This is a genomic window from Winogradskyella sp. HaHa_3_26, assembly GCF_019278425.1.
GTDB lineage: Bacteria > Bacteroidota > Bacteroidia > Flavobacteriales > Flavobacteriaceae > Winogradskyella > Winogradskyella undariae.
Genome location: NZ_CP058981.1, coordinates 1,835,022 through 1,859,634, shown reverse-complemented (window position 1 = coordinate 1,859,634; position 24,613 = coordinate 1,835,022). Strand labels below are relative to the sequence as shown.

23 protein-coding genes and 1 tRNA gene are annotated in these 24,613 nt (G+C 32.1%); 15 read left to right on the top strand and 9 right to left on the bottom strand.

Annotated elements, in window-relative coordinates; genetic code table 11:
* Positions 1–62 precede the first annotated feature (62 nt).
* On the bottom strand, positions 63–1,859 hold the full coding sequence (gene lepA, locus H0I32_RS08010) for a translation elongation factor 4 (protein ID WP_179314184.1): 1,797 nt from the start codon (positions 1,857–1,859) through the stop codon (positions 63–65).
* A gap of 210 nt (positions 1,860–2,069) precedes the next feature.
* On the opposite strand from lepA, the gene H0I32_RS08005 reads away from it, so the two are divergent.
* A complete protein-coding gene (locus H0I32_RS08005) occupies positions 2,070–4,433 on the top strand; it encodes a TonB-dependent receptor domain-containing protein (RefSeq protein WP_246293626.1) in 2,364 nt (787 codons plus the stop codon).
* Positions 4,434–4,574: 141 nt separating this feature from the next.
* Here the strand turns inward: H0I32_RS08005 and H0I32_RS08000 are convergent, their stop codons facing one another.
* Positions 4,575–5,108, bottom strand: coding sequence for a hypothetical protein (locus H0I32_RS08000; RefSeq protein ID WP_179314186.1), 534 nt, complete (start codon positions 5,106–5,108; stop codon positions 4,575–4,577).
* 116 nt (positions 5,109–5,224) lie between these two features.
* On the opposite strand from H0I32_RS08000, the gene dusB reads away from it, so the two are divergent.
* Positions 5,225–6,220 carry a tRNA dihydrouridine synthase DusB gene (dusB, locus tag H0I32_RS07995; protein ID WP_179314187.1) on the top strand — a complete coding sequence of 332 codons (996 nt, stop codon included), beginning with the start codon at positions 5,225–5,227 and terminating at the stop codon, positions 6,218–6,220.
* Positions 6,221–6,406: 186 nt separating this feature from the next.
* Here dusB and H0I32_RS07990 read toward each other — a convergent pair whose 3' ends face one another.
* From H0I32_RS07990 to rbfA, 3 genes are all read right to left on the bottom strand, one after another.
* Entirely contained in the window at positions 6,407–7,066 is a 660-nt protein-coding gene (locus H0I32_RS07990; RefSeq protein ID WP_179314188.1) for a T9SS type A sorting domain-containing protein, read from the bottom strand.
* 514 nt (positions 7,067–7,580) lie between these two features.
* The gene (locus H0I32_RS07985) at positions 7,581–8,783 is read right to left on the bottom strand and encodes an ABC transporter permease (protein ID WP_179314189.1); all 1,203 of its coding nucleotides are present in this window, start codon (positions 8,781–8,783) and stop codon (positions 7,581–7,583) included.
* Positions 8,784–9,182, bottom strand: coding sequence for a 30S ribosome-binding factor RbfA (gene rbfA, locus H0I32_RS07980; RefSeq protein WP_173587602.1), 399 nt, complete (start codon positions 9,180–9,182; stop codon positions 8,784–8,786).
* A gap of 117 nt (positions 9,183–9,299) precedes the next feature.
* On the opposite strand from rbfA, the gene mce reads away from it, so the two are divergent.
* From mce to H0I32_RS07955, 5 genes are all read left to right on the top strand, one after another.
* Positions 9,300–9,704 carry a methylmalonyl-CoA epimerase gene (gene mce, locus H0I32_RS07975; protein WP_173587601.1) on the top strand — a complete coding sequence of 135 codons (405 nt, stop codon included), beginning with the start codon at positions 9,300–9,302 and terminating at the stop codon, positions 9,702–9,704.
* 80 nt (positions 9,705–9,784) lie between these two features.
* Positions 9,785–9,858, top strand: a tRNA-Ile gene (locus H0I32_RS07970).
* A 289-nt stretch (positions 9,859–10,147) separates the two neighbouring features.
* Positions 10,148–10,852, top strand: coding sequence for a response regulator transcription factor (locus H0I32_RS07965; RefSeq protein WP_179314190.1), 705 nt, complete (start codon positions 10,148–10,150; stop codon positions 10,850–10,852).
* Positions 10,853–10,858: 6 nt separating this feature from the next.
* Entirely contained in the window at positions 10,859–12,337 is a 1,479-nt protein-coding gene (locus H0I32_RS07960) for a sensor histidine kinase (protein ID WP_179314191.1), read from the top strand.
* Between the two features lie 99 nt (positions 12,338–12,436).
* Positions 12,437–13,801: a spondin domain-containing protein gene (locus H0I32_RS07955; RefSeq protein ID WP_179314192.1), complete on the top strand. Its 1,365-nt coding sequence runs from the start codon at positions 12,437–12,439 to the stop codon at positions 13,799–13,801.
* A 322-nt stretch (positions 13,802–14,123) separates the two neighbouring features.
* On the opposite strand, the gene uxaC is transcribed toward H0I32_RS07955, so the two are convergent.
* The 3 genes from uxaC to H0I32_RS07940 are packed head-to-tail and all read right to left on the bottom strand — an operon-like array spanning position 14,124 to position 17,577.
* Positions 14,124–15,533 (bottom strand): glucuronate isomerase, encoded by a 1,410-nt coding sequence (gene uxaC, locus H0I32_RS07950; protein WP_179314193.1) that lies wholly within the window; start codon positions 15,531–15,533, stop codon positions 14,124–14,126.
* 17 nt (positions 15,534–15,550) lie between these two features.
* Entirely contained in the window at positions 15,551–16,738 is a 1,188-nt protein-coding gene (gene uxuA, locus H0I32_RS07945; RefSeq protein ID WP_179314194.1) for a mannonate dehydratase, read from the bottom strand.
* An 11-nt stretch (positions 16,739–16,749) separates the two neighbouring features.
* Complete coding sequence (locus tag H0I32_RS07940; protein WP_179314195.1) at positions 16,750–17,577, bottom strand: SDR family oxidoreductase; 828 nt, start codon at positions 17,575–17,577, stop codon at positions 16,750–16,752.
* Positions 17,578–17,749: 172 nt separating this feature from the next.
* On the opposite strand from H0I32_RS07940, the gene H0I32_RS07935 reads away from it, so the two are divergent.
* The 3 genes from H0I32_RS07935 to H0I32_RS07925 all read left to right on the top strand — a co-directional run bounded on the left by H0I32_RS07935 (position 17,750) and on the right by H0I32_RS07925 (position 20,369).
* The gene (locus H0I32_RS07935) at positions 17,750–18,838 is read left to right on the top strand and encodes a substrate-binding domain-containing protein (protein WP_179314196.1); all 1,089 of its coding nucleotides are present in this window, start codon (positions 17,750–17,752) and stop codon (positions 18,836–18,838) included.
* 66 nt (positions 18,839–18,904) lie between these two features.
* Positions 18,905–19,747 (top strand): EcsC family protein, encoded by an 843-nt coding sequence (locus H0I32_RS07930; protein WP_173587546.1) that lies wholly within the window; start codon positions 18,905–18,907, stop codon positions 19,745–19,747.
* Between the two features lie 412 nt (positions 19,748–20,159).
* Positions 20,160–20,369 (top strand): PID-CTERM protein-sorting domain-containing protein, encoded by a 210-nt coding sequence (locus H0I32_RS07925; RefSeq protein ID WP_217363248.1) that lies wholly within the window; start codon positions 20,160–20,162, stop codon positions 20,367–20,369.
* On the opposite strand, the gene H0I32_RS07920 is transcribed toward H0I32_RS07925, so the two are convergent.
* Positions 20,366–20,956 carry a riboflavin synthase gene (locus tag H0I32_RS07920; protein WP_179314197.1) on the bottom strand — a complete coding sequence of 197 codons (591 nt, stop codon included), beginning with the start codon at positions 20,954–20,956 and terminating at the stop codon, positions 20,366–20,368. The two genes, H0I32_RS07925 and H0I32_RS07920, sit on opposite strands and share 4 nt — an antisense overlap.
* 51 nt (positions 20,957–21,007) lie before the next feature.
* On the opposite strand from H0I32_RS07920, the gene pdxA reads away from it, so the two are divergent.
* The 5 genes from pdxA to accB all read left to right on the top strand — a co-directional run bounded on the left by pdxA (position 21,008) and on the right by accB (position 24,553).
* The gene (gene pdxA, locus H0I32_RS07915; protein ID WP_179314198.1) at positions 21,008–22,048 is read left to right on the top strand and encodes a 4-hydroxythreonine-4-phosphate dehydrogenase PdxA; all 1,041 of its coding nucleotides are present in this window, start codon (positions 21,008–21,010) and stop codon (positions 22,046–22,048) included.
* Positions 22,049–22,127: 79 nt separating this feature from the next.
* Positions 22,128–22,667 (top strand): YceD family protein, encoded by a 540-nt coding sequence (locus H0I32_RS07910; protein WP_173587543.1) that lies wholly within the window; start codon positions 22,128–22,130, stop codon positions 22,665–22,667.
* 8 nt (positions 22,668–22,675) lie between these two features.
* The gene (gene rpmF / locus H0I32_RS07905) at positions 22,676–22,879 is read left to right on the top strand and encodes a 50S ribosomal protein L32 (protein WP_114308164.1); all 204 of its coding nucleotides are present in this window, start codon (positions 22,676–22,678) and stop codon (positions 22,877–22,879) included.
* Positions 22,880–23,049: 170 nt separating this feature from the next.
* The gene (locus H0I32_RS07900) at positions 23,050–24,045 is read left to right on the top strand and encodes a beta-ketoacyl-ACP synthase III (protein WP_173587542.1); all 996 of its coding nucleotides are present in this window, start codon (positions 23,050–23,052) and stop codon (positions 24,043–24,045) included.
* A 31-nt stretch (positions 24,046–24,076) separates the two neighbouring features.
* Entirely contained in the window at positions 24,077–24,553 is a 477-nt protein-coding gene (gene accB / locus H0I32_RS07895; RefSeq protein WP_173587541.1) for an acetyl-CoA carboxylase biotin carboxyl carrier protein, read from the top strand.
* Positions 24,554–24,613: the final 60 nt, after the last annotated feature.

Sequence of the window (24,613 nt, the reverse complement as noted above, 5' to 3'; positions counted from 1 at the left end):
TTCTGTTTTTTTTGAATTATAGGGAAAACAATAAATTTTTAATATTTATTACCAATTAAAGTTTAATCATTCAATTTTAAAACAGCCATAAATGCTTGTTGAGGTATTTCTACATTACCAACTTGACGCATACGTTTCTTACCTTTTTTCTGTTTCTCTAATAACTTACGTTTACGAGAAATATCACCACCATAACATTTTGCAGTTACATCTTTACGAAGTGCTTTTACGGTTTCACGTGCTATAATTTTTGCTCCAATAGCTGCTTGGATAGGAATATCGAATTGTTGTCTAGGTATTAATTCTTTTAGCTTCTCACACATCTTCTTACCTATGTCATGTGCGTTATCTGTGTGTATTAAAGCAGAAAGGGCATCTACAGGCTGTGCGTTTAATAATACGTCTAAACGTACTAATTTAGAAGCTTTCATACCTATTGGATGATAATCGAAAGATGCATAACCTTTAGAAACCGTTTTTAAACGATCGTAAAAATCGAATACAATTTCGGCTAATGGCATTTCAAAAATTAACTCAACACGTTCTGTAGTTAAATAGGTTTGATTTATAATCATTCCGCGTTTTTCAATACACAGACTCATTACATTACCAACAAAATCAGATTTTGTAATAATGGTAGCTTTTATAAATGGCTCTTCAACACGGTTTACGGTTGTTGGTTCTGGTAAATCAGTAGGATTGTTAACTATAAAAGCTTCAGTAGGATTTTTATTGGTGTACGCGTGGTACGATACGTTAGGTACGGTAGTAATTACCGTCATATCAAACTCACGTTCTAAACGTTCTTGTATAATTTCCATGTGAAGCATTCCTAAGAAACCACAACGGAAACCAAATCCTAAAGCTGCAGAACTTTCTGGTTGAAACACCAATGACGCATCGTTTAGTTGAAGTTTTTCCATAGAGTTTCTCAACTCTTCGTAATCTTCGGTATCTACGGGGTAAATACCAGCAAATACCATTGGTTTTACATCCTCAAAACCTGCAATTACATTGGTTGTTGGATTAGCAAAATCAGTTATGGTATCTCCTACCTTTACTTCTTTAGCCGTTTTTATACCTGTAATTAAATAGCCAACATCACCAGCTTTTACACTTTGTTTTGCAACTTGTGTTAGTTTTAAAGTCCCAACTTCATCTGCAAAATATTCTTTTCCTGTAGCGACGAATTTAATTTTTTGTCCTTTTTTAATTTCACCATTAAAGACTCTAAAATAAGTTTCAATTCCTCTAAAAGTATTATAAACTGAATCGAAAATTAAAGCTTGAAGTGGTTCATCTACATTTCCTTTTGGTGCAGGAATTCTTTCAATAATGGCTTTTAAAATATTTTCGACACCAAAACCTGTTTTTCCACTAGCGTGAATTACTTCTTCTGGATCACAACCTAAAAGATCAACAATATCGTCTGTAACTTCTTCCGGGTTAGCACTAGGTAAATCTACTTTGTTTAATACCGGAATAATTTCTAAATCATTTTCTAAGGCTAAATAAAGGTTAGAAATCGTTTGTGCTTGTATACTTTGCGCTGCATCTACAATTAATAAAGCACCTTCACAAGCTGCGATAGAACGAGAAACTTCGTAAGAAAAATCTACGTGACCAGGTGTGTCAATAAGATTTAATACATATTTTTCGCCTTCATATTCATAATCCATTTGAATGGCGTGCGATTTTATGGTAATACCACGTTCGCGCTCTAAATCCATGCTATCTAAAAGCTGAGCTTGTTGTTCACGAGCAGTTACAGAACCTGTAACATCTAATAGACGGTCAGCTAAAGTGCTTTTACCGTGGTCAATATGGGCTATAATACAAAAATTACGTATGTTTTTCATGTCTTTTTTCTAAGGCAATAACTAATTTGCAAATATAATTGATTTCTTGTGCTTTAACGTATCTAAAATATTTGTTTTATAAAATGGATTATACTGAGGAAAAACCACAATAGAAAGTAAAAAACAATTTATATATTGCGAGACAAACGTAATTTTATGATTATTAGCCAACGCCACTATTTTTGTGTCCTTTTTTTTGCTCTATCTTTTATGGCATTTGCACAAGAATATACTCTTTCTGGTCGTGTCGTTGATGTGAATAATAATCCGATTGAGTTTGCGAATGTTGTTCTTTTAACAGAAAATGAAGATGATTACTTTACAGGCACTTCAACAGATGATTCAGGTTTTTTTAGTTTAACTACTTTAACAGAGAGTACATTTTTTTTTAAGGTTAGCTATGTGGGGTTTGAAGATTTTAATCAAAAAATTGTACTTACCACAGATTTAGATTTAAAAACGATTACACTTAAAGAATCTTCAGAAAACCTAGGAGAAGTTACTGTCGTTGCTAAAAAACCAACCATAACACGAAAACTAGATCGTTTAATTTTTAATGTAGAGAATACAGCATTAATAGAGGGGTCTACATTGAGTGTTTTAAAAAATACGCCTGGAATTATAGTAGGAGATCAAGGTATTAATATTAAAAGTGCAAAAGCAACAGTCTTTATAAATAATCTAAGAGTACAATTAACGTCATCTGAATTAATACAGCTTTTAGAAAGTACACCTGCCAATAATATTAAATCTATTGAAGTTATTACAAATCCACCTGCTAGTTACGATGCAGATAGCGGTTCGATAATAAATATTGTAATGAGTAAAAATTTAGTGACTGGTTATAGAGGAAGTGTACAAACTAATTATACTCAAGGTGTTTTTCCAAGATACAATGCATCAACAAGTCATTATTTTAAAAATGACAAAATAAACCTTAACCTTAACTACAGCTATTCTGATAAAAAAATTAATAGAGATCAAGAATATGTTGTAAATTATTTAGACAATTCTAATAATACAGAAGAAATTTGGGAGTCTAACATAAATAGAAATACCTGGTATCAAACACATAATCTTAATCTTAATTTTGATTATTATATTAATGATAAAAGTACACTAAGCGTAACCAGTACAGGGTTGTATATGCCCTATTTTAAATATAAGATAAATAACAATACTAATATTACAGATGAAAACTCAGTGTTTGCATCCCGTTTTACTTCAGGTAATTTATCTAGAGATAATAAGTATAATGTTGGTACAGATGTAACTTTTGTACATAATTATGAAAACAGCTCTACTCTTTCTTTTAATTTACACTATACAGCTTATGATTATGATAGAGACCAAAAGGTTTTAAGTCGTTTCTATGATAATAGTAATGTGTTTACCGGCGATGCTGAATTTATGACCAATGCAAATCAAAATACAGATATTACAACGGGTAAAATAGATTATAGATTACCTATCAATGAAAGTTCTAATTTTGAAACTGGCGTTAAATATTCTAATGTAAAAACAGATAGTGATATTACAAGATTAGATATTATTGGGAATTCTGAAGTTTTAAATGTGGGTAATACAGATGTTTTTAATTACAAAGAAAATGTGTTTTCAGGATACGCAAACTATAGCACAACTTGGAATAAATGGGATATAATTCTTGGTTTTAGAGTAGAACAAACTAATATTGAAGGAGAGTCTTTAATGATGGGTGAAACAAATACACAAAATTATTTAAATTGGTTTCCAAACACTAGTTTATCATACCAATTAACAGATGATGTAACTATTGATGCCAGTTATAAACGTAGTATTACTAGGCCGAGTTATAAAGATCTAAACCCATTTACCTTTTTTATAAACGAAAATACGGTTGTTTTGGGTAACCCATATTTAACACCTTCATTTATAGATCATTTTAAAGTTGGTGTTAACTTTTTGGACTATTTTACTGTAGAATGGTATTATGTGAATACGGATGATGCAATTGAAGAATTTCCAAGACAAGATAACGATACAAATATCATTGCTTACACACCAACTAATATTGATAAAACGTCAGAAACGGGATTAGATTTAATTTTTAATTATTATCCATCTAATAAATGGAGCGTTTATGCTGTTTCTTCAACGTATTATGTAAAAGAGCAATTAAATTTTGATACAGACTATGTAGAAAAAGATCAATGGTCTCAGATATTTATTTTATCACCAAACTTATATCTTCTCAAGGATAATAGTTTAAATGTCAATTTATCAATGTTCTATTCAACTAAAAACCTTCAACGTTTTACTACAGTTAAGGGACAACTATTTTCTACGCTAAGCATTTCTAAATCTATTTTAAATAAAAAAGGAACCTTATCACTTTCTGTTGAAGACTTATTTAATAAGCAATATACTTATACAAAAACACAATACTTAGATCAAAGCAATACTGGTTTTGTAAATAGTGATAATCGATTTATTAAGTTAGGTTTTAGTTACAAATTTGGTAACACTAAACTTAATACCAATGAACACACCACAGATGCTGAAGAACGAGATAGACTTAAAGATTTAAACTAATCTTGTCATTGAGCAATAAACAAAATAGTATCTCTACTACCGCTATTATTTCGGTTTGAAAAAAAGCTAAATATTTACCATCGTAAGAAAACACAAGGAATAGATTAAACGTTTCGCAATTTGTAACACGTTTTATATCATTTATACACCTAAAATTTCTGCATCAACTCTAAACTTTGTGTCAATTACAATGTTGTGAGTTTCGTTAATGGTTTCATCTGTAGTTGTTCTCACTTTTAGATTAAAACTATCTTCTTTAATGTATTCTCTTAATTCTTGGTCTAAAATATTTAATTCTAAAACATTAGAGTTTGTGTTTTGTAAATCAATACCATTTGCAATTTCTATTTCTTCAAGACCTTCAGCATTAATGTAAATGTATATTTCTTTTAGGAAATTGAAATCACCATCTTCTGGAGTTTCAATTGTTATTGTCATTGTTTTTAATTTAATACTTTCTATTAAATCTTTGTGTGTGTTATTACTTTCAAAAGAAGATTCAGAACCCGTGGTGATATCGGGAGTATCTAAAGCAATAGGAATATTAACTAAGGTTGTTGGCGGAATTGAAAAATTGCTTTGATAATCTAAATCAAATTTTGTTAATTCATCTATAGCATCACAACTCACAAGTAAGCCTAATACTATAAAAATAGGAAGTAATATCTTTTTCATTTTTAATGTTTTGAGATAAATATACATATTAAAACTGAATTGATTTTTTACATAGTTTATTAAGTAGATTAACAAAGAATAATAAAAACCTTAATTTTGCGACAAAATATATACTCTTGGTTAAAATAGGCGACATAGAATTACCTGACTTTCCATTGCTTTTAGCACCTATGGAAGATGTTAGCGATCCACCATTTAGAGCACTTTGCAAAGAGCAGGGCGCAGATGTAGTGTATACGGAGTTTGTAAGTAGTGAAGGTCTTATTCGTAATGCAGCAAAAAGCGTTATGAAATTAGATATTTATGAAAAAGAACGCCCTGTTGGGATTCAGATTTTTGGAGCGAATATGGAAAGCATGCTGCAAACCATTGATATTGTAGAGAAATCGAATCCAGATATTATAGATATCAATTTTGGTTGTCCGGTTAAAAAAGTAGTATCAAAAGGAGCAGGAGCAGGTATTTTAAAAGATATCTGTTTAATGGAACAGTTGACTGCAGAAATGGTAAAGCGTACTAATTTACCTGTCACTGTAAAAACCAGACTAGGTTGGGATCATGATTCTATTAAAATAGTTGAGGTTGCAGAACGTTTGCAAGATGTAGGTTGTAAAGCAATTTCTATTCATGGTAGAACTAGGGCTCAAATGTATAAAGGTGAAGCTGATTGGAAACCGATTGCTGAGGTAAAGAATAACCCTCGTATGCATATTCCTGTATTTGGAAATGGAGATGTAGATACACCAGAAAAAGCGATGCTAATGCGAGATTCTTACGGGTTAGATGGCGCTATGATTGGTAGAGCATCTATAGGAAATCCATGGTTTTTTAAGCAGGTGAAGCACTTTTTTGAAACAGGTGAACACTTAGCTCCTATTTCGTTAGCAGAACGTGTAGATGCCGCAAGACGTCATCTTCAAATGGCAATTGATTGGAAAGGAGAAACCTTAGGGGTTTTTGAAACCCGAAGACATTATACTAACTATTTTAAAGGAATTCCGCATTTTAAGGAATTCCGCATGAAAATGGTAACAAGTGATGACTCTAAGGATGTTTTTGCTGCCTTTGATGAGGTTTTAGATAAGTTTTCTGATTATAAATTCACTTTATAAATTCTTCATATTTAACTAAAATGCTATTATTGATTTGTGCTTACTTTTATTTATTTTAAAAAGTATTGTATGCTAAATTGATTTAAAAAAATGGGCGCTATTTGATTAAAACCAAATAGCGCCCAAATAAGTTTATAAAAGAATAAGTTCTCTAATTTTTAATAAACTTGTATAAGTTTTTATCAATTAAAAGCATGTAACGCCTTTTTTTAGATGACTTACATCTATACTATTATTTCCTATACTTAGTGTCAATGTTTTAATTTTTTGACCTAAAACAGAATAGATAGCTATTTGTGAAACAGTATTAGTGTTATTTATATTTAAAACACTCGAAGTAGGATTAGGGTAAATAATTACATTGTTTAATTCGTTGTCAGAACCGATAGATAATGTACTTTCCACAACTTCAAGAACTATATTATCTGTGTTATAAGTAATGGAAATCTCTTTATCAGTACCTAAATCAGGATATTCAATACTACTAAAAGTACCTGTTATAGCGTTGGCTTGTAAAATGGTATAAGTTGTTCCTATTGTAGGGTCGTAATCTTCTAGTAGATTAACCTTTAATTTACCACCAATTGTTGCTGTTTCATTAACGTTTACTAAATCAACTTCAATGGTACTTTCAATTTCTGTTGTTAAAGTAGCACTACTAGTTAAGCTTAAGTTAGCATCAAAATTATAAGTTTCAATACTATTACTATTGCTTCCTGGTGTTAAATTTTTGATGTTTACAAAATCTGAAGTATGTATATTATTATTCCCGTATAGACTACTTTTATTTATATAAGTCCCTGTGTTATTTAGAGTTCCATCGTTATAAAATAAAATACTAGTCATAGAAGTTTCATTGTTTAAAACTCCATCAGGATAAATATATGAAAAAGAATTAAGTGTTAGGGTTTCTTTATTTGTGTACTGTCCATATATTCTTAAAAATGAACTAGATAGGTGCGTTCCATTGTTAGTTGCTGTTCCATTAATTGTTAATGTGGATCTATTGTTTAGGTAACCATTAATAGTTAGTTCTCCGTTAATGGTTAAGGTAGACGATGTTCCTAACTCACCATTAATAGTTAGTTTTCCGTTAATAGTTCCGTATAGAAGAGAGACCTCACTATCAGTAGATATTATAGCTTCATCAGTCTCACTTATTATTATTATTATTATTATTATGCCAGGGTAATTTGGTGACCAATTAGCTTCTTCTGTCTAGTTTCCTATGCCAGTATAGGTATAGATTGTCTGTGCAGAAAGAGATTTAGAAAAAATTAAAATTGTTAAAAATAAAAGTTGTTTCATGATTTTGATTTTTAAAATTTTGGGGTATTTGAAAAATAAGTTTATTTATTTTCTAACTTTTTATCAAACCTTGAGTAATTCTCTGAGAAGCAATTTTAGATGCGATAATACCTAAAGTAAAAATCGTAGCTAAAACAATAAGTACATTAAAGAAGTTAATACGAACAGGGTAAGGCAAGTCTGGAGTTAACATTACCAATTCAAAAGATAATTGTAATAAGACTACTACAAGGCCAATACTCACACCAATTAGTCCGCTAACAACAGTCATTAAACTTCCTTGTAGAAAGAAAATAGACTTAATCGTTTTGGTTTCTGTACCTAAATTAAATAAGGTGTTAAGTGATTTTTTCTTATCCAGAATCATCATAATAATAGCACCAATAACATTAAAAAGGGCAATGATAATTACTAAAGTAAATATGAGATAAACAGCAAGGTTTTCAGTATTCAACATTTTGAATAACGCATCATTTAATTGTGCTCTGTTTTTAATTACTATTTTATTTCCAAAGGTAGCTTTAAGCTGTGTTCTTATTTCTTCTTCTTTAGTGCCTGGTTTTAACTTAAGTTCAATAGCACTTAGTTGGTTGTCTTGATAGCTTAATAATTGCTTAGCAAGCGTAATATCTGAAAAAATGTAGTTATTATTAAGTTCTTCATTAATTTCAAATAAGCCAACATTATTTACATATACAGAATTATAATAGCCTTTAGCAGAACTCGCTTGGCCTTTCCCTGCTTTAGGAACATATAAGGATAAGGATTTTCGGAAATCTAAAATGCCAAAAGAGAGATTATTAGATATTCCCCAACCAGAAACGACCTCGTGACTACCGGGTTTAATCCAATACCCTTTTGTTACCATTGAATCAATATTAGTAACATTAAGGTAGTTTTTATCGACTCCTTTTAGAGTTGCAATAAGATTTTTGTTTTCAGATTTAATGATAATCCGTTCTTCAATAATCGTAGAATAGGCCGCGATACCTTCAATCTTTAAAAGAGATTTGATATCGTTTTCTGTCCATTGAAACGACTTACCTTCCGAAGGGAGTACTTTTAAATCAGGATCTACAAAAGAAGAAAAATTAAGGCTGTAGTCTTTTAAGCCTGCAAAGACAGACAATACAATAAAGAGTGCTGCTGCTGCTATAATAACACCACCAGAAGCAATTAACGTCATTATATTAATAGCATTATTACTGCTTTTAGAAAACAGATAACGTTTTGCTATATATAAAGGAAAATTCACTTATGATTTTTTACGCTTACCTAATAAATCTGGGTTTTCTAACGGATTGTCTTCACCTTTTAGAGAACGCTCAATACCATCAATATATTCTAAAGAATCATCAATAAAAAATTCTAATTGAGGCATACGTCTCAATTGGTGGCGTGTGCGTTGCGCTAATTCGTGTCTAATAAGTGGTTTATTGGATTTAATTCCTTCTAATAATGGCTCAGCTTCCTTATTTGGAAAAATACTAAGATACACCTTAGCCATAGAAAGATCTGTAGTAACATTTACTTTACTCACTGAGATAATAACACCTCGTAACCCCCCATCAGAAGCTGCTTTTTGTAAAACTTCTGCTAAATCTTGTTGGAGTATACCTCCTATTTTTTTCTGTCTCTGTGTAAATTCTTCCATAATAATCATTATAACTAATGATTTGCAAAAGTAGAGGTTATTTAAAGATAATCTTATTTTTGAATGTAAATTATTAATACGATTTCTGTTTTTAGCTGAAATTGTAATCCAATAAAGATGAAAAAAATAGAACATATAGGTATTGCAGTAAAAGACATTGAAAATTCTAATCATTTATTTAAAACCTTATTTGGTGAAGCTCATTATAAAATTGAAGATGTAGAAAGTGAAGGTGTAAAAACCTCATTTTTTAAGTGTGGACCTAATAAAATTGAATTATTGCAGGCAACAACAGAAGACAGTCCGATTGCTAAATTTATTGAGAAAAAAGGGGAGGGCATGCATCATATTGCTTTTGCTGTAGATGATATTGAAGCTGAAATAGAGCGCTTAACAAAAGAAGGCTTTACAATGATTCATAAACAACCAAAACGTGGAGCGGACAATAAATTAATCGCTTTTTTACACCCAAAATCAACCAATGGTGTACTAATTGAACTTTGCCAAGATATAAAGAGTTAAAAATTCTTTGTCAGTTTTAAAATATGTAGTAATATTGCAATCTCTTTTAAATAAGAGTAAAATTAACAGTAATGTTAATTGGTCCTATAGCTCAGTTGGTTAGAGCACCTGACTCATAATCAGGTGGTCCATGGTTCGAGTCCATGTGGGACCACAAAAGAAAAACCCTTGTAAGCACTAGTTGTTTTCAAGGGTTTATTTTTTAGCATAGTCAAAATCTAGTAACTCCGATACTAGATATAAAAAGATCCATTTTTATTTATTAGCAACCTTTACTTAGGTTTTCAAGATATTTACTTTTTTAAATTTGAAAGCATCTTCAACTTCTTTCGTCTATTTTAAGTATTAACCTGTAATCGAAGTACATATTATTTTTTTAATAACATAATATCGGGATACTTTCTTGATACTTTAAGATTAGATTGCCCACAAAATATATTGAAATGGTTCAAATTTTAGTTGTCGAAGACGACGTTCATATCGCCGAATTGGTCACTATAAACCTTGAAGACGATCAAACAAGTTTAAAAAGTTGTTATAATGGTAGCGAAGGTTTTATAGAAGCTTCTACAAATGCTTACGATCTAATTATTTTAGATGTAATGTTACCTGGTAAAAAAGGCTTAGACATTTGCAGAGAGTTAAGAGCCTCTAATATTAATACTCCAATACTCATGCTTACCAGTAAGAGTGATGAAATCGATAAGATTTTAGGCCTTGAAACAGGTGCAGACGATTATATGACAAAACCGTTTAGTGTTCGCGAATTGCAAGCTCGTGTAAAAGCTATAATTAGGCGCCAAACCTTAGATACTAAAACAGCTACATCAGAAGAAGAAAATTTGCCTCTATTAACGCATAAAGATCTTGTGGTCAATCAGGAAATGAGAAAAGTAGAATTACAAGGAGAACGCCTTAATCTTACACCTAAAGAATTTGAATTACTGTGTTTATTAGCCAATAATGTGGGTAAAACCTATAGTCGTGCACAATTGTTGCATCGTATTTGGGGGTATGAATTTGAAGGTTATGAACATACCGTAAATTCTCATATTAACCGTTTACGAGCAAAAATAGAACAAGATCCTGGCAACCCAGAATATATACTTACCACTTGGGGAGTTGGGTACCGATTTTCCGAATACTAAGACATTATGAAAACAAAAAACACTTTATTTTACAAAATTGCAGGTGTACTCACCCTATTATTTGTAGTACTTGCCTTTTTAATTACCAGAACATCCACCCAACTTTCAGAAGATTATCACGACGAAATTACACAAGGCTTAAATAGAAATGTAGCAGGATATATTGTTGAAGAAATTCAAGGACTTTACGATGGTGATTCGGTAGTCGGTTCTAAAATGAGCAGCTTAATGCACCATGTAATGGCTACAAATCCGGCAACTGAGGTCTATTTATTAGACTTAGATGGTAACATTCTAAAACATGTAGCCATGAATAAAGAGGTAAAAGCAAGGCGCATCGACTTAAAACCTATAACAGAATTTATTGCTCAAGATGGTGAAGTATTTATTAAAGGAGACGACCCAAAATTACCAGGAACAAAAAAAATATTTTCAGCAGCACCCTATCTTTATAATAACGAAAAAGTAGGCTACATCTATACTATAGTAGGTGGTAACGATTATGATTCGCTGATTAAAAAACATGAGGCTAGCTATATTCGTAAACTAAGCATGCGTAATGTCTTATATGCGCTATTTGCAGCATTATTGGTGGCGTTACTTTCCATTTATATTATCACAAGAAATTTTAATAAAATTATTGCGGCGTTTACGTCTTTTAAAAATGGTAATCACGATGCCCGTGTAGCAGGTGTACAGCATGGCGAAATGGGTTTATTGGCTAATACCTATAACGACATGGCTGATACCATTCAAAGTAATATTCAAGATTTACAAAGTGTCGACAATTTACGAAAAGAACTTATCGCAAATATTTCACACGACTTAAGAACACCTATTGCTTCTATTCAGGGTTTTATAGAAACTATTATGATTAAAGGTGATGCTTTAGATGAAAAGGAAAAGAATCGTTACATGGAAATAGTGCTTAAAAACTCGGAACGTCTTAAGAAATTGGTTAACGATTTGTTTGAATTAAGTGTTTTGGAAGCTAATCAAAAAGCCGTGCAGCCAGAAGCCTTACAAATGGCAGAAATTATTCAAGATATTGCCGATAAATACCGCATCATTGCTAAAGATAAAGGCGTTAGTATTAATACGGTATATTCTAAAGATTTACCTTTTGTATATGCAGATATCGCCTTAATCGATCGTGCTTTACAAAATATAATTGACAATGCAATTAAACATTGTGAGCAGGGAGATGTAGTAACCTTAGAGCTTTATAGAGTAAATGATCAGGTGATGGTAAAGGTTTCAGATACAGGAAGGGGTATAGAGTCTCAAGAGTTACCTTATATATTTGAACGCTACCGAAAAGGCAAGTTTTATTCTGATGCCACCAAAGGTAGTGGACTAGGGTTGGCCATTGTTAAAAAGATTATGGACCTCCATAATTCAACCATAAAAGTAAATAGTATTTTAAATCAGGGTACCGAGTTTTATTTTAACCTGCCAGTGCTTAAAAGAACGGCATCGTTATAAATTTTATATAATATTTTATACTATGGTTATATCGTTGTTATAATTTGGTGATACTCTCGGAGGATATTTGTGGATATATAATCATTAACATATTTACAAATGAAGAATTTTAAATTTATTACACTTTTATCCGTTATTACACTTTTTGCAAGTTGCGATAATGACGACGACAACACTACAGTAGATCCAAGCGAAACTACTAATTTTACAGTCAGTATTGAAAATATTGGTAGCGCCTATAGTTTTATAGATTCTGGAATATTTAATACTCCTGTTGGTGATGCTGCTCCTGGACCAGCAACTCCAGGAAAACGTTATGAGTTTACTGTTAATGCTGGGAGAAGTCAAAAATTATCTTTTGCAACTATGTTAGCTGCAACCAACGATTTATTTTTTGCTCCTGAAGGTAATGGAATTGCATTGTACGATGATAATGGAGATCCTATTTCTGGAGATGTTACAGATCAAGTTTATTTATGGGATGCCGGAACAGAAGTTAACGAAGAACCAGCAGTAGGTCCTAATACGGTAGGCATGCAATCTGGTCCAGATACTGGAGAGGTAGAAAATGGAAACGTATTAAAAATTGCAGATGTTACCAATGGCTTTATCTTTGATTATCCAGAAGTAAATGAAATAATTTCAGTAAGTATTACACATACTGAAGGTACTATGTTTACAGTGTCTATTGAAGATTTATCAACGGCAAGTTTAGATACAAGTGCAGGGATGTCTGTGGCACCTTTATCTCCTGGTGTTTATGTGATTCATGGTGATACAAATCCTTTATTTACAGAAGGTGAAGCTGATTATGGTCAAGGTGTAGAAGGTATTTCTGAAGATGGAAATGCTACACCTCTTGGTGAATACACTGCTGATAACACTGGTGTTACTTACCCGTCATCTCCAGGAATCTTTGTAGTTCACGAAGGAAATACGATGCCATTATTCACATCAGGAGTTACAGATTACGATTTAGGATTAGAGCATATTGCTGAAGATGGAAATACGGCTGTTTTAGCAGATAACCTAAGTGGATTAGAAGGCCAAATTTCAGGTGCTGTTTTTAATACTGTAGATGGAGGTAGTGGTCCTGGGCCTTTATTACCAGGAAACACTTACACGTTTAGCTTTACAGCTGAAGCTGGAAATAGCTTATCATTTGCAAGTATGTTAGCGGCTACAAACGATGTGTTGTTTGCAACTCAAGATACAGGAATTGAATTATTTAGTGCAGACGGAACGCCTTTAAGTGGAGATATCACAAATGAGGTTTATTTATGGGATGCTGGAACAGAGGTTAACGAACAGCCTGCCATTGGTCCAAATACTGTGACTAATCAATTAGCTGCAGATACTGGAATAGATGAAACAGAACAGGTTCAATTATTATCTAATATCAATGATGGCTTTGATTACCCAAGTGTGAATGCAGTTTTAAAAATTACAATTACTGCAAATTAAGATTATAAATTATTTTATATAATCCGCGTTTCACCTAATGGAGAAACGCGGATTTTTTTTGTGACTTAGGATTCTTATATATGGTTCAATGATGTAACGTCGTTTTTATGGGAAAAGTGGTTATAAAAATCTGAAAGCATTATAATTTAAACACCAAGGCTTCTTTCTAAAACATTAAATTGTTGTTTGTTTTAAATACATAAGGAATGCCAAATACATGATATTCTGGTATAAATTAGATAAGATTGCGGCGCTTACTTTTGTAATAACTCAAGTACTTCTCTTTCAGAAGCGAGTTGGCTATCAGGAAATGTTTTAATATCTAATTTTCAAAATCGAAATAGTTAACTGCATTATGATAGCAAATGTCTTGAATCATTTTTCCGAGAAATTCAATATCATTTGGTACAAGCCCGTTATTGACATCTTCTGCAATTAAGTTACATAGAATTCGTCTAAAATACTCATGTCTCGGGAAGGATAAAAAACTACGACTGTCTGTTACCATACCAATAAACCGACTTAATAAGCCCATGTATGAAAGTGTGTTTAACTGTTTTTCTATACCATCTTTTTGGTCTAAATACCACCAGCCAGAACCCCATTGCATTTTTCCAGGAATACCTGCTTCGCTATAATTTCCCATCATGGTTGCGAATACTTCGTTTTGAGATGGGTTCAAATTATAAGTAATGGTTTTTGATAATGAATTTTCAGCATCTAATTGATTAAACAATTTAGACATGGCTTGTGCCTGATTAAAATCATTAATAGAATCTCCGCCAGCATCTAAACCTATTTGGTCTAATAACTGGCTATTATTGTTTCTTAAGGCGCCTAAATGGAATTGTTGCACCCAGCCTTTTGCATGATACATTTTACACAATTCAAATAAGATACAAGAGGCAAATACATTGGCTTCGTCTTTTGAAATAGCGGTATTTGATAGACGTTTTTGAAAGATAGCATCGGCTTCGGTTTTTGTAAAATCAAAAGCATAAATTTGCTCTAATCCATAATCTGAAAGTAGGCAACCTAACGTGTTAAAAAAGTCAACTCTATGTTGAATAGCCTTTAATAATTCTGATAAGTTTGAAATTGAAAATTCAACTTCAGAAGCTAGTTTTTTAATATAATTGACATAATTACTTGCTTCAATTAAAATTAAGTTATCGGATCTAAATGTGGGTAGAACTTTAGTGAAGAATCCTTTTTTTGCAATTATTTTATGATGTTCCAAATTATCTGATGGGTCATCAGTAGTGCAAATGACTTCAACGTTCATTTGCTCTAATAATTGCGCAGGCGTTTTGCTTTCTAAAACAGTGTTTGCTTTATTATAAATTACTTCTGCTGTTGCCGGTTGCAAAAGATCATCAATATTAAAATAGCGTTTGAGTTCTAAATGCGTCCAATGAAACAGCGGGTTCCTTAATGTATAAGGAACCGTTTCTGCCCATTTTAAAAATTTTTCTTTTTGCGTTGTTTTATTTCCTGTAATAAAAGTTTCCTCAATGCCATTAGCACGCATACCACGCCATTTGTAATGATCACCATTTAACCAAGCTTCTGTAATATTTTTTATAGGTAGATCTTCTGCAATGATTTGTGGTGACAAATGATTGTGATAATCTATAATCGGTAAATCTTTAGCGTACTGATGATATAGTGTTTCTGCGACTTCAGATTGCAGTAAAAAATTAGCCTTTATAAAAGGTGATTTACTAGTCATTTTGAAAAAATTCTATGTTATAATGAACGTCTAATACCTAATTCTAAACCACGTAATTCTGCCAAGCCACGTAAGCGTCCAATACCAGAATAACCAGGGTTTGTTTTCTTTTTTAAATCATCTAACATTTTGTGTCCATGATCGGGTCTAAATGGCATTCTAAGATCTGTTCGTCCGGCTTCAATACGTTTTTGTTGCTCTTTAATTAAAGCTTTCATCACGGCATACATATCTACATCGCCATTTAAATGATCTGCTTCATGAAAATTACCTTCAGCATCTCTTTTTGTAGCCCGTAAATGAATAAAATGAATACGATCACCAAGACGTTCTACCATTCCTGCTAAATCATTATCAGCTCTTACACCGAAAGAACCTGTACAGAATGTTAGTCCGTTGTTGTGAGAAGGAACCGCTTTGTATAAATCAACAATATCTTGTTCTGTTGAAACCACTCTTGGTAAACCTAAAATTGGAAAAGGTGGATCATCTGGGTGAATACACATTAAGACTCCAGCTTGTTCTGCTGCGGGAATAATTTCGGATAAAAATGAAAATAAATTTGCTTTTAATTCCTCCGGACCAACATTTTTATAAGTGGCTAAAATGGCATTAAATTCTTCTAAAGTATAACCTTCTTCAGCACCAGGTAAACCCGCTATAATATTTCTAACTAAAGTCTTTTGTTCTTCAGCTGTTGAATTTTTTAAAAACGCTGCTGCTTTTTCTTTTTGAACATCAGAATAGTGGTGTTCTGCCCCTGGTCTTTTTAATAAATACAATTCAAAAGCTGCAAAAGCTGCTGCTTCAAAACGTAATGCGGTTGATCCATCAGAAACTTCATAATCTAAATTGGTACGTGTCCAATCTAAAACGGGCATAAAATTATAACATACGGTATCAATTCCACATTCCCCTAAATTCAATAAGGTTTGTCTGTAATTGTCAATATATAACTGATAATCCCCAAACTTTGTTTTAATGTTTTCGTGGATAGGTACCGATTCTACAACAGACCATGTAAGTCCAATATTTTCTATAACTTCTTTTCTTTTGTTGATTTCTTTAACCGTCCAAACTTCTCCATTTGGAATATGATGTAATGCCGAAACAATTCCTGTTGCTCCTGCTTGTTTTATGTCAGATAAAGAAACAGGGTCATTTGGTCCGTACCAACGCCATGTTTGTTCTAAATTTTGTATCATGTTTTTGTTTTTTAAACGCCACTATAGGCTGAAAATCCACCGTCAATTGGCACTACAACTCCTGTTACAAACTTTGCACCTTCACCACATAACCATAATGTTGTGCCTATTAAATCTTCAGGTTCTCCATAACGACCCATTGGTGTTTGGTTAATAATTTGTTGTCCTCTTTGTGTTAAACTTCCGTCTGTATTTGTTAGTAATGTTCTGTTTTGGTCGGTTAAGAAAAAGCCAGGGGCTAATGCATTAACACGGATTCCTACTTTAGAAAAGTGAACAGCTAGCCATTGTGTAAAGTTAGAGACTGCAGCTTTTGCACCACTATAAGCTGGTATTTTTGTTAAGGGTGTAAACGCATTCATAGAAGAAATATTCAATACAGAACAACCTTCTCTACCTACCATATCTGTTGCAAATACTTGTGTAGGAATTAAAGTTCCTAAGAAATTAAGGTTGAATGTAAACTCTATTCCTTTTGGATCTAAATCGAAGAAAGTTTTAAAACCTTCTGTTTTATTTGCTAAATCTTCTAATTCTAAAAAGGGATTAGAAGTTGTTCCTAAAGGGTGATTTCCACCTGCTCCATTTAATAAGATATCAACTTTTCCAAAAGCATCATTTACAGTTTTCTTGGCTGCTATTAAAGTGTCTTTCTCCAAAACATTTGCAGTAACTCCAATAGCTGTTCCGCCGTTAGAATTAATTTCATCTGCTACTTTGTCCGCAGCCTCTTTTCTTAAATCTAAAACAGCAATTTTATTTCCTTGTTTTGCAAGTGCTATAGCTAAAGTGCTACATAACACACCGCCTGCTCCTGTTAATACGATTACTTTATTCATTTAGGTTTCTTTTTGATTTGTATTTTCGTGTACGTACACAAATATAATGATACAATTTTGTGTACGCACACAAAATTGTATATTTTTGACAAAATTGTCTAGGATTGAGCAAGGTGTCGTTATACCTTTCTTAGTTTTTATTTAGCGACGATGAGGTTTATTAATTTTTAATATGATAACAATAAAGGATATAGCGAAAGAGGCGAATGTTTCGGAAGGAACTGTAGATCGCGTTATACATAGTAGAAGTGGAGTTTCTAAAAAGACAGAAGCTAAAGTTCGAAAAATTCTTGAACGTCATAGTTTTAAAGTCAACCCCGTTGCAAGTGCACTAGCAATGAAAAAAAAGCATCAAATTTCCGTATTAATTCCTGAGTATAATGATTCTGATTTATTTTGGAAATCACCATATTTAGGAGTGTTAAAAGCAGCTGAGGATGTTAAAAATTTCGGAGTTTACGTTAGTGTCTTTAGATTTAATCAATCTGATCCGGTTTCATATTTAAATGCTTTTGAAGATTTATTAGAAACAAAACCAACGGAAGTTATTATGGTTCCTAATTTTTCTGATGAAACCAAACAAATTATTAAAGAACTAGAGGCTTTAAATATTCCTTATTTATTTCTAAATATTGATATCAAAGGATTTAATAACATTGCTTATGTTGGGCAAGATTCTTATACTGCAGGTTATGTAGCAGGAAAATTGATGCATTTAAATAATCCAGAATCTTCTGAATTTTTAATTATTCAAACGCTTCAGAATATCACTAAAAACAATTCTATATCAGATAGGATTGAGGGTTTTAAAGATTATTTTTTTAAAAATGAAATTAAATCTAACCCTAGAGGCTTAAAACTTGAAAATTTAAATGATACTCTTGAAAATCAAGAAGTAATCAATTCTTTCTTAAAAAATCACCCTGAAATTAAAGGGGTTTTTGTGCCGTCTAGTAGAATTTATATGGTGGTTAATTGTTTGGAGGAACATCATTTAAAAAACTTACAACTCATAGGTTTTGATAATACACCACAAAATACAGAATGCTTAATTAACGATTCGGTTGCTTTCTTAATATCTCAAAAGCCATTTGATCAAGGCTATAAATCTGTCAGGCTTTTGGCAGATTTTTTAATACAGAATAAAACTCCTGAGCATAAAACTTACCTACCTATAGATATTCTTATGAAAGAAAATGTAAAATATAATGGAAGGGATGAATTTGTATCTGAAAATAATAATGCCGTTGAGGTCTTTTGATTTTAGTGTGTTTAGATTTTGTAACAATTATTCAGATTTATCGACAAATCTTATAAATAATAACTTTTGAGCCTCACAACAAACTCCATTACAACAGAAGATAAAGAAATCTTATTGCAAGCAAAGTCTAGCATGCAGAATTTAGGTTGGGCTATACGCAACGTTAATAAAATTGGTAATACGGTTGAAACTGGAATTAACTATGTGCCAGAAAAGGCATTAGTTAAGGTGCAGAAAATTACAGAAAAGGTATTACTGAAAGTTGTTAAGGCTAATTTATTAACGATAAAAAAGAATCAAACGTTTAAGAAGCCTTCAATAAATACGTACAAAAGTATTGTAACAAGTACAGGGGCACTAAGTGGCTTCTTTGGATCTTCTACAGGTTTAGGTACAGCTATTTTTGCATCGGAAGTGACGCTGACTACAAAATTTTTAATGCGAACTATTATGGATATAGCGCGTAGTGAGGGTGAAGATATTTACACGCTTGAAGGGCAAATGGCATGTTTGCAAGTTTTTGCTCTTGGAGGAGATGCTAAAGATGATGATGGAATGGAAACTAGTTATTATACCACACGTATGGCATTAAATTCGGCTTTAAAAAATGTATCGACAGCAAGTATAAAAATGAGCTTAGATAATTTGGTTAAAGGTGTTGGTGTTTTAGGTTCTAATGTGGTTGGTAATTTCTTATCTAAAATAGCCACTAGATTAAGTCTTTTAATTAGTGAGAAGTTTTTAGCACAAGCTGTTCCTGTTGTTGGTGCAATTGGAGGAGGTGGATTAAATTATGTTTTTGTAGATCATTTTCAGAGAATGGCAACGGCTCATTTTAGGGTGAGACGCTTAGAACGAAAATATGGTGAAGACGTTATAAAATCTATTTACCAAGATTTAAAAGTATAGGATAGTTTTATATTTTGGTGTAAATTAATAAAAAGGTTTCGTTCCGGAATTGGTGTATATACTTGGAATTTATCCAATATAAATAACTATTATAGAATTAATTTAGCTGGTAATGCGCAGAAGTTTTCTAGATATTCATTAGGAATTACAACAAATGCAGTTTTGCGTATTTATTTTTATAAAAGCATAGAAATTAGATGCGTTTTTTAGGTTTTGAGCGTTTTGTTATATTGTTTTAAATAGCTTCAATATTATATTTGCGTTAAATGATAGGTTGAAAATTAGGTGTTTTCTCTATTATAACCCATATTTTTACGTTTTAACGGTGAAATATGCTTTTTATAGATGTTTTTGATTAATTTGATTTTGTTAGTTCGATTTTTTTTATACTTTTACGCCATATTTAAATAGAATGCAAAAGAAAAATATATTTGCCTTAATCTTGGTTTTTTTAACGGGTTTTGTTGCTTTAGCTCAAGTGGATAATTTGCCTCAGCCTCAGACGTTAGAAGCACCTGGGCCTCCGGGTATGCCTATAGATGGTGGTATCATAGTTCTATTTGTACTAGCGTTAACTTATGGTATTTATAAATCTTATAAATTATCTAAGCGAACAGTTTAATTACGTAAGTCGTTTAATCGTGCTACATATTTTCCAATAACATCAAATTCTAAATTTATAGTATCTCCGTCTTTTATGTGTTTAAATGTAGTGTGGTTATAAGTATAAGGTATAATAGCTACAGAGAAACTATTAAGTTTAGAATTAACAACAGTTAAGCTTACCCCATTTACAGTAATAGAACCTTTTTCTATAGTTATGTTATTTAGGTTTTTATCATAATCAAAAGTAAAAAACCAACTTCCTTCTTTTTCTAATATACTAATACATTTAGCCGTTTGATCTACGTGGCCTTGTACAATATGTCCGTCAAGTCGGTCGCCTAGTTTCATAGCGCGTTCTATATTTACAGTATCATTTTCCTTTAGTAGCCCTAAGTTAGTTTTATCTAAAGTTTCTTGGATAGCAGTTACAGTGTAAGTATCTCCGGCTATATTTACAACAGTTAAGCATACGCCGTTATGAGCAACGCTTTGGTCAATTTTTAATTCATTTGTTATAGAACTATGAACCGTAATATGAAGATTACCACCTTCTTTTTTTAATTTCTCAATTTTTCCTAGATCTTCTATAATACCTGTGAACATAATTTGTGCTTTATTTAGTTAAATTTGCAATTACAAAGTTAAATACAAAAAATGAAAAAAGACGAAAAGATAATTGTAGGGATTTCAATTGGTGATCTCAATGGTATTGGTGCAGAAATAGTCATTAAGACATACGAAGATCCAAGGTCTTTAGAATTAAATACTCCTGTTATTTTCGCTTCAGCTAAAACTATGCAGTTTTTTAAAAATCATTTTAATAGTAAAATTAATTTTTATGGTATAGAATCGCCAGAAAAAGCCGTTCACGGTAAAGTGAATGTGGTCAATGTTTGGAAGGAGCCTGTGAAAATTGAATTTGGAACAGAAGATAAAAAAATAGGTGAATATGCTATAAAATCTCTAGAGGCAGCAACCAATGCTTTAAAGGAAGGAACAATAGATGTATTGGTAACGGCACCGATTAATAAACATAATATTCAATCAGAAACCTTTAATTTTCCTGGTCATACAGACTATTTAGCAAAAGCTTTAAATGGAAAAAGTTTAATGTTTATGGTTTCAGATGAATTAAGAGTCGGACTTTTAACCGATCATGTTCCCCTAAAAGACGCGAGTGAAACCATAACAGAAGATCTTATAAAGGAAAAAATTGCAACCGTAACAAAATCCTTAAAACAAGATTTTGGAATTAGAAAACCAAAGATTGCTGTGTTAGCCATTAATCCTCATGCGGGAGATAATGGGGTTATTGGTAATGAAGATGATGTTGTTTTAAAACCAGCTTTAGAAAAAATTAAGAAAGATGGCAGTCTTGTTTACGGTCCTTATTCTGCCGATAGTTTTTTTGGGTCCAATACTTACCGTAATTTTGATGCGATTATAGCATCCTATCACGATCAGGGTTTAATACCTTTTAAAACGATAGCTTTTGGTAAAGGTGTTAACTATACAGCAGGTTTAGATAAAGTTAGAACGTCACCTGATCACGGTACGGCTTATGAAATAGCAGGAAAAGGTATTGCTGATGAAAGCTCTATGAAACAAGCTATTGTAACTGCAATAGAGATCTTTAGAAAAAGAGAAGAGTACAATATTTATAGTAAAAACCCGTTAAAAAGGTTGTCTAGATAGTTATAAACAAAATTTGTTGATATCTAGGCTTGAAGTAAATAAAAATTTATATATTTGCACGCTCAAAATGAATGTGATAATGAAGGCATTAAAATCTTATACTATCCCTTTTGTAGGATTAAAAATAGGAGAGCATCATTTTGATTATCAAATTGGTAACGCGTTCTTTGAACATTTTGAATACGATGAATTTAACGCAGTTGACGTGAAAATTGACCTGAAATTCGATAAAAAATCAACCTTTTTTGAGTTGTTTTTTTCAGCGAAAGGGTCTGTAAATGTTAATTGTGATATAACGAATGAGCCATATGACCAAGCTATTGACGACAATTTTAAATTGGTAGTAAAGTTTGGTGATGAGTACAATGACGAGAATGAAGATATCTTAATTGTAGCGCATGGCGAGTATGAAATTAATATAGCTCAATATATATATGAGTTAATTATTTTAGCAGTTCCTATAAAAAGAGTTCATCCAGGTATAGAAGACGGTACATTACAGTCCGATATACTTTCAAAACTAGAAGAATTGAGTCCAAGTGAGGATCAAAAAACAAAATCACCAGAGGATAATGATCCTCGTTGGGATAATTTAAAAAAACTATTAACGGATAAATAACATTTAAAATGGCACATCCAAAGCGTAAAATTTCGAAAACAAGAAGAGATAAAAGAAGAACACATTATAAAGCTTCTGTACCTCAAATAGCAACTTGCCCTACAACTGGTGAGCCACATTTATACCATAGAGCTCATTGGCATGATGGTAAATTATACTACAGAGGTCAAGTCTTAATTGACAACTCTGTTGAAGAAGAAAATGTAGCATAAGTACTATGCATGCATACAAGAAAACGCTCCTTTGTGAGCGTTTTTTTTGTTATTATTTTTTCAATACCGCAAAAACCACTTACTTTGCGTTTCTATTTTTTGCTAAAATCAAGGAGAATTGAATATAGTATATCAATTTTTCATATTTTTAATTAATCTAAAAGCTAATAATGAGTAAAATCACAGCGGCAATTACAGCTGTCGGAGGCTATGTACCTGATTTTGTTTTAACTAACAAGATTCTTGAAACAATGGTTGAGACAAATGATGAATGGATCACTTCTAGAACAGGTATTAAGGAGCGACGAATTCTTAAAGAAGAAGGTAAAGGTACATCGTACCTCGCTATAAAAGCAGCTGAAAATCTTATTCAGAAAAAAGGCTTAGACCCAAAAGAAATTGATTTGGTGATTGTTTGTACTGCATCACCAGATATGAAAGCAGCTTCAACAGCTGCGTATACAGCGACAGAAATTGGAGCTGTAAATGCATTCTCTTTCGATTTAGAAGCAGCGTGTTCTAGTTTCTTATTCGGGATGTCTACTGCAACAGCCTACATCGAATCCGGTCGATACAAAAAAATTCTTTTAATAGGCGCAGATAAAAATTCTTCATTTATAGATTATAAAGACAGAGCTACATGTATTATTTTTGGAGATGGAGCAGGTGCTGTGCTTTTTGAACCCAATGAAGAAGGTTTAGGTTTACAAGATGAATTGTTAAGAAGTAATGGTGAAGGAAGAGATTTTCTACAAGCTACCTATGGTGGTTCTTCTTACCCTATTACTAAAGAAACTTTCGACGAAGGTAAACACTATGTATTCCAAGATGGGAAAACGGTATTTAAAAATGCGGTTTTTAACATGGCAGATGTGGCCGAAAAGATTATGAAGAGAAATGATCTTACCAATGATGATATTTCATGGCTAGCAGCACACCAAGCTAATAAGCGTATTATTGATGCTACAGCTAATAGAATCAATTTAGAAGAAGATAAAGTCTTAATGAATATAGAGAAGTATGGTAATACAACTTCTGCAACACTACCTTTATTATTATTTGATTTCGAATCAAAACTTAAAAAAGGTGATAAAATAATATTTGCTGCCTTTGGTGGTGGATTTACTTGGGGTTCAATTTATTTTAAATGGGCCTATAACTCCTAAAAAAAAACTAACTAACAAAATATCTTATATTATGGATATAAAAGAAATTCAAAACTTAATAAAATTTGTGGCTAAATCTGGTGCAAGTGAAGTTAAGTTAGAAATGGACGATATTAAAATTACGATCAGAACAGGTTCTGAGAATGAGACTACAATTGTTCAGCAAATCCCGATGCAATCAGCTATGCCTCAACAACAAATGCCACAACAATCAGTTGTACCTGCGGCAGAAGTTGTTCCCGCAACCCCGGCTACTGAGGATTCAAAATATATTACTATAAAATCACCAATTATTGGTACATTTTATCGTAAACCATCTCCAGACAAACCTGTCTTTGTTGAAGTGGGTACAGATATAAAAGAAGGAGATGTACTTTGTGTTATTGAAGCAATGAAATTGTTCAACGAGATTGAGTCAGAAATTTCAGGAAAAATCGTAAAAGTACTTGTTGACGATTCAACACCTGTTGAATTTGATCAACCCTTATTTTTAGTTGATCCATCATAACCAAATTTAAAATTCCAAAACATAATTCCTATTACATCGGAATTTGGAATTTGAGATTTT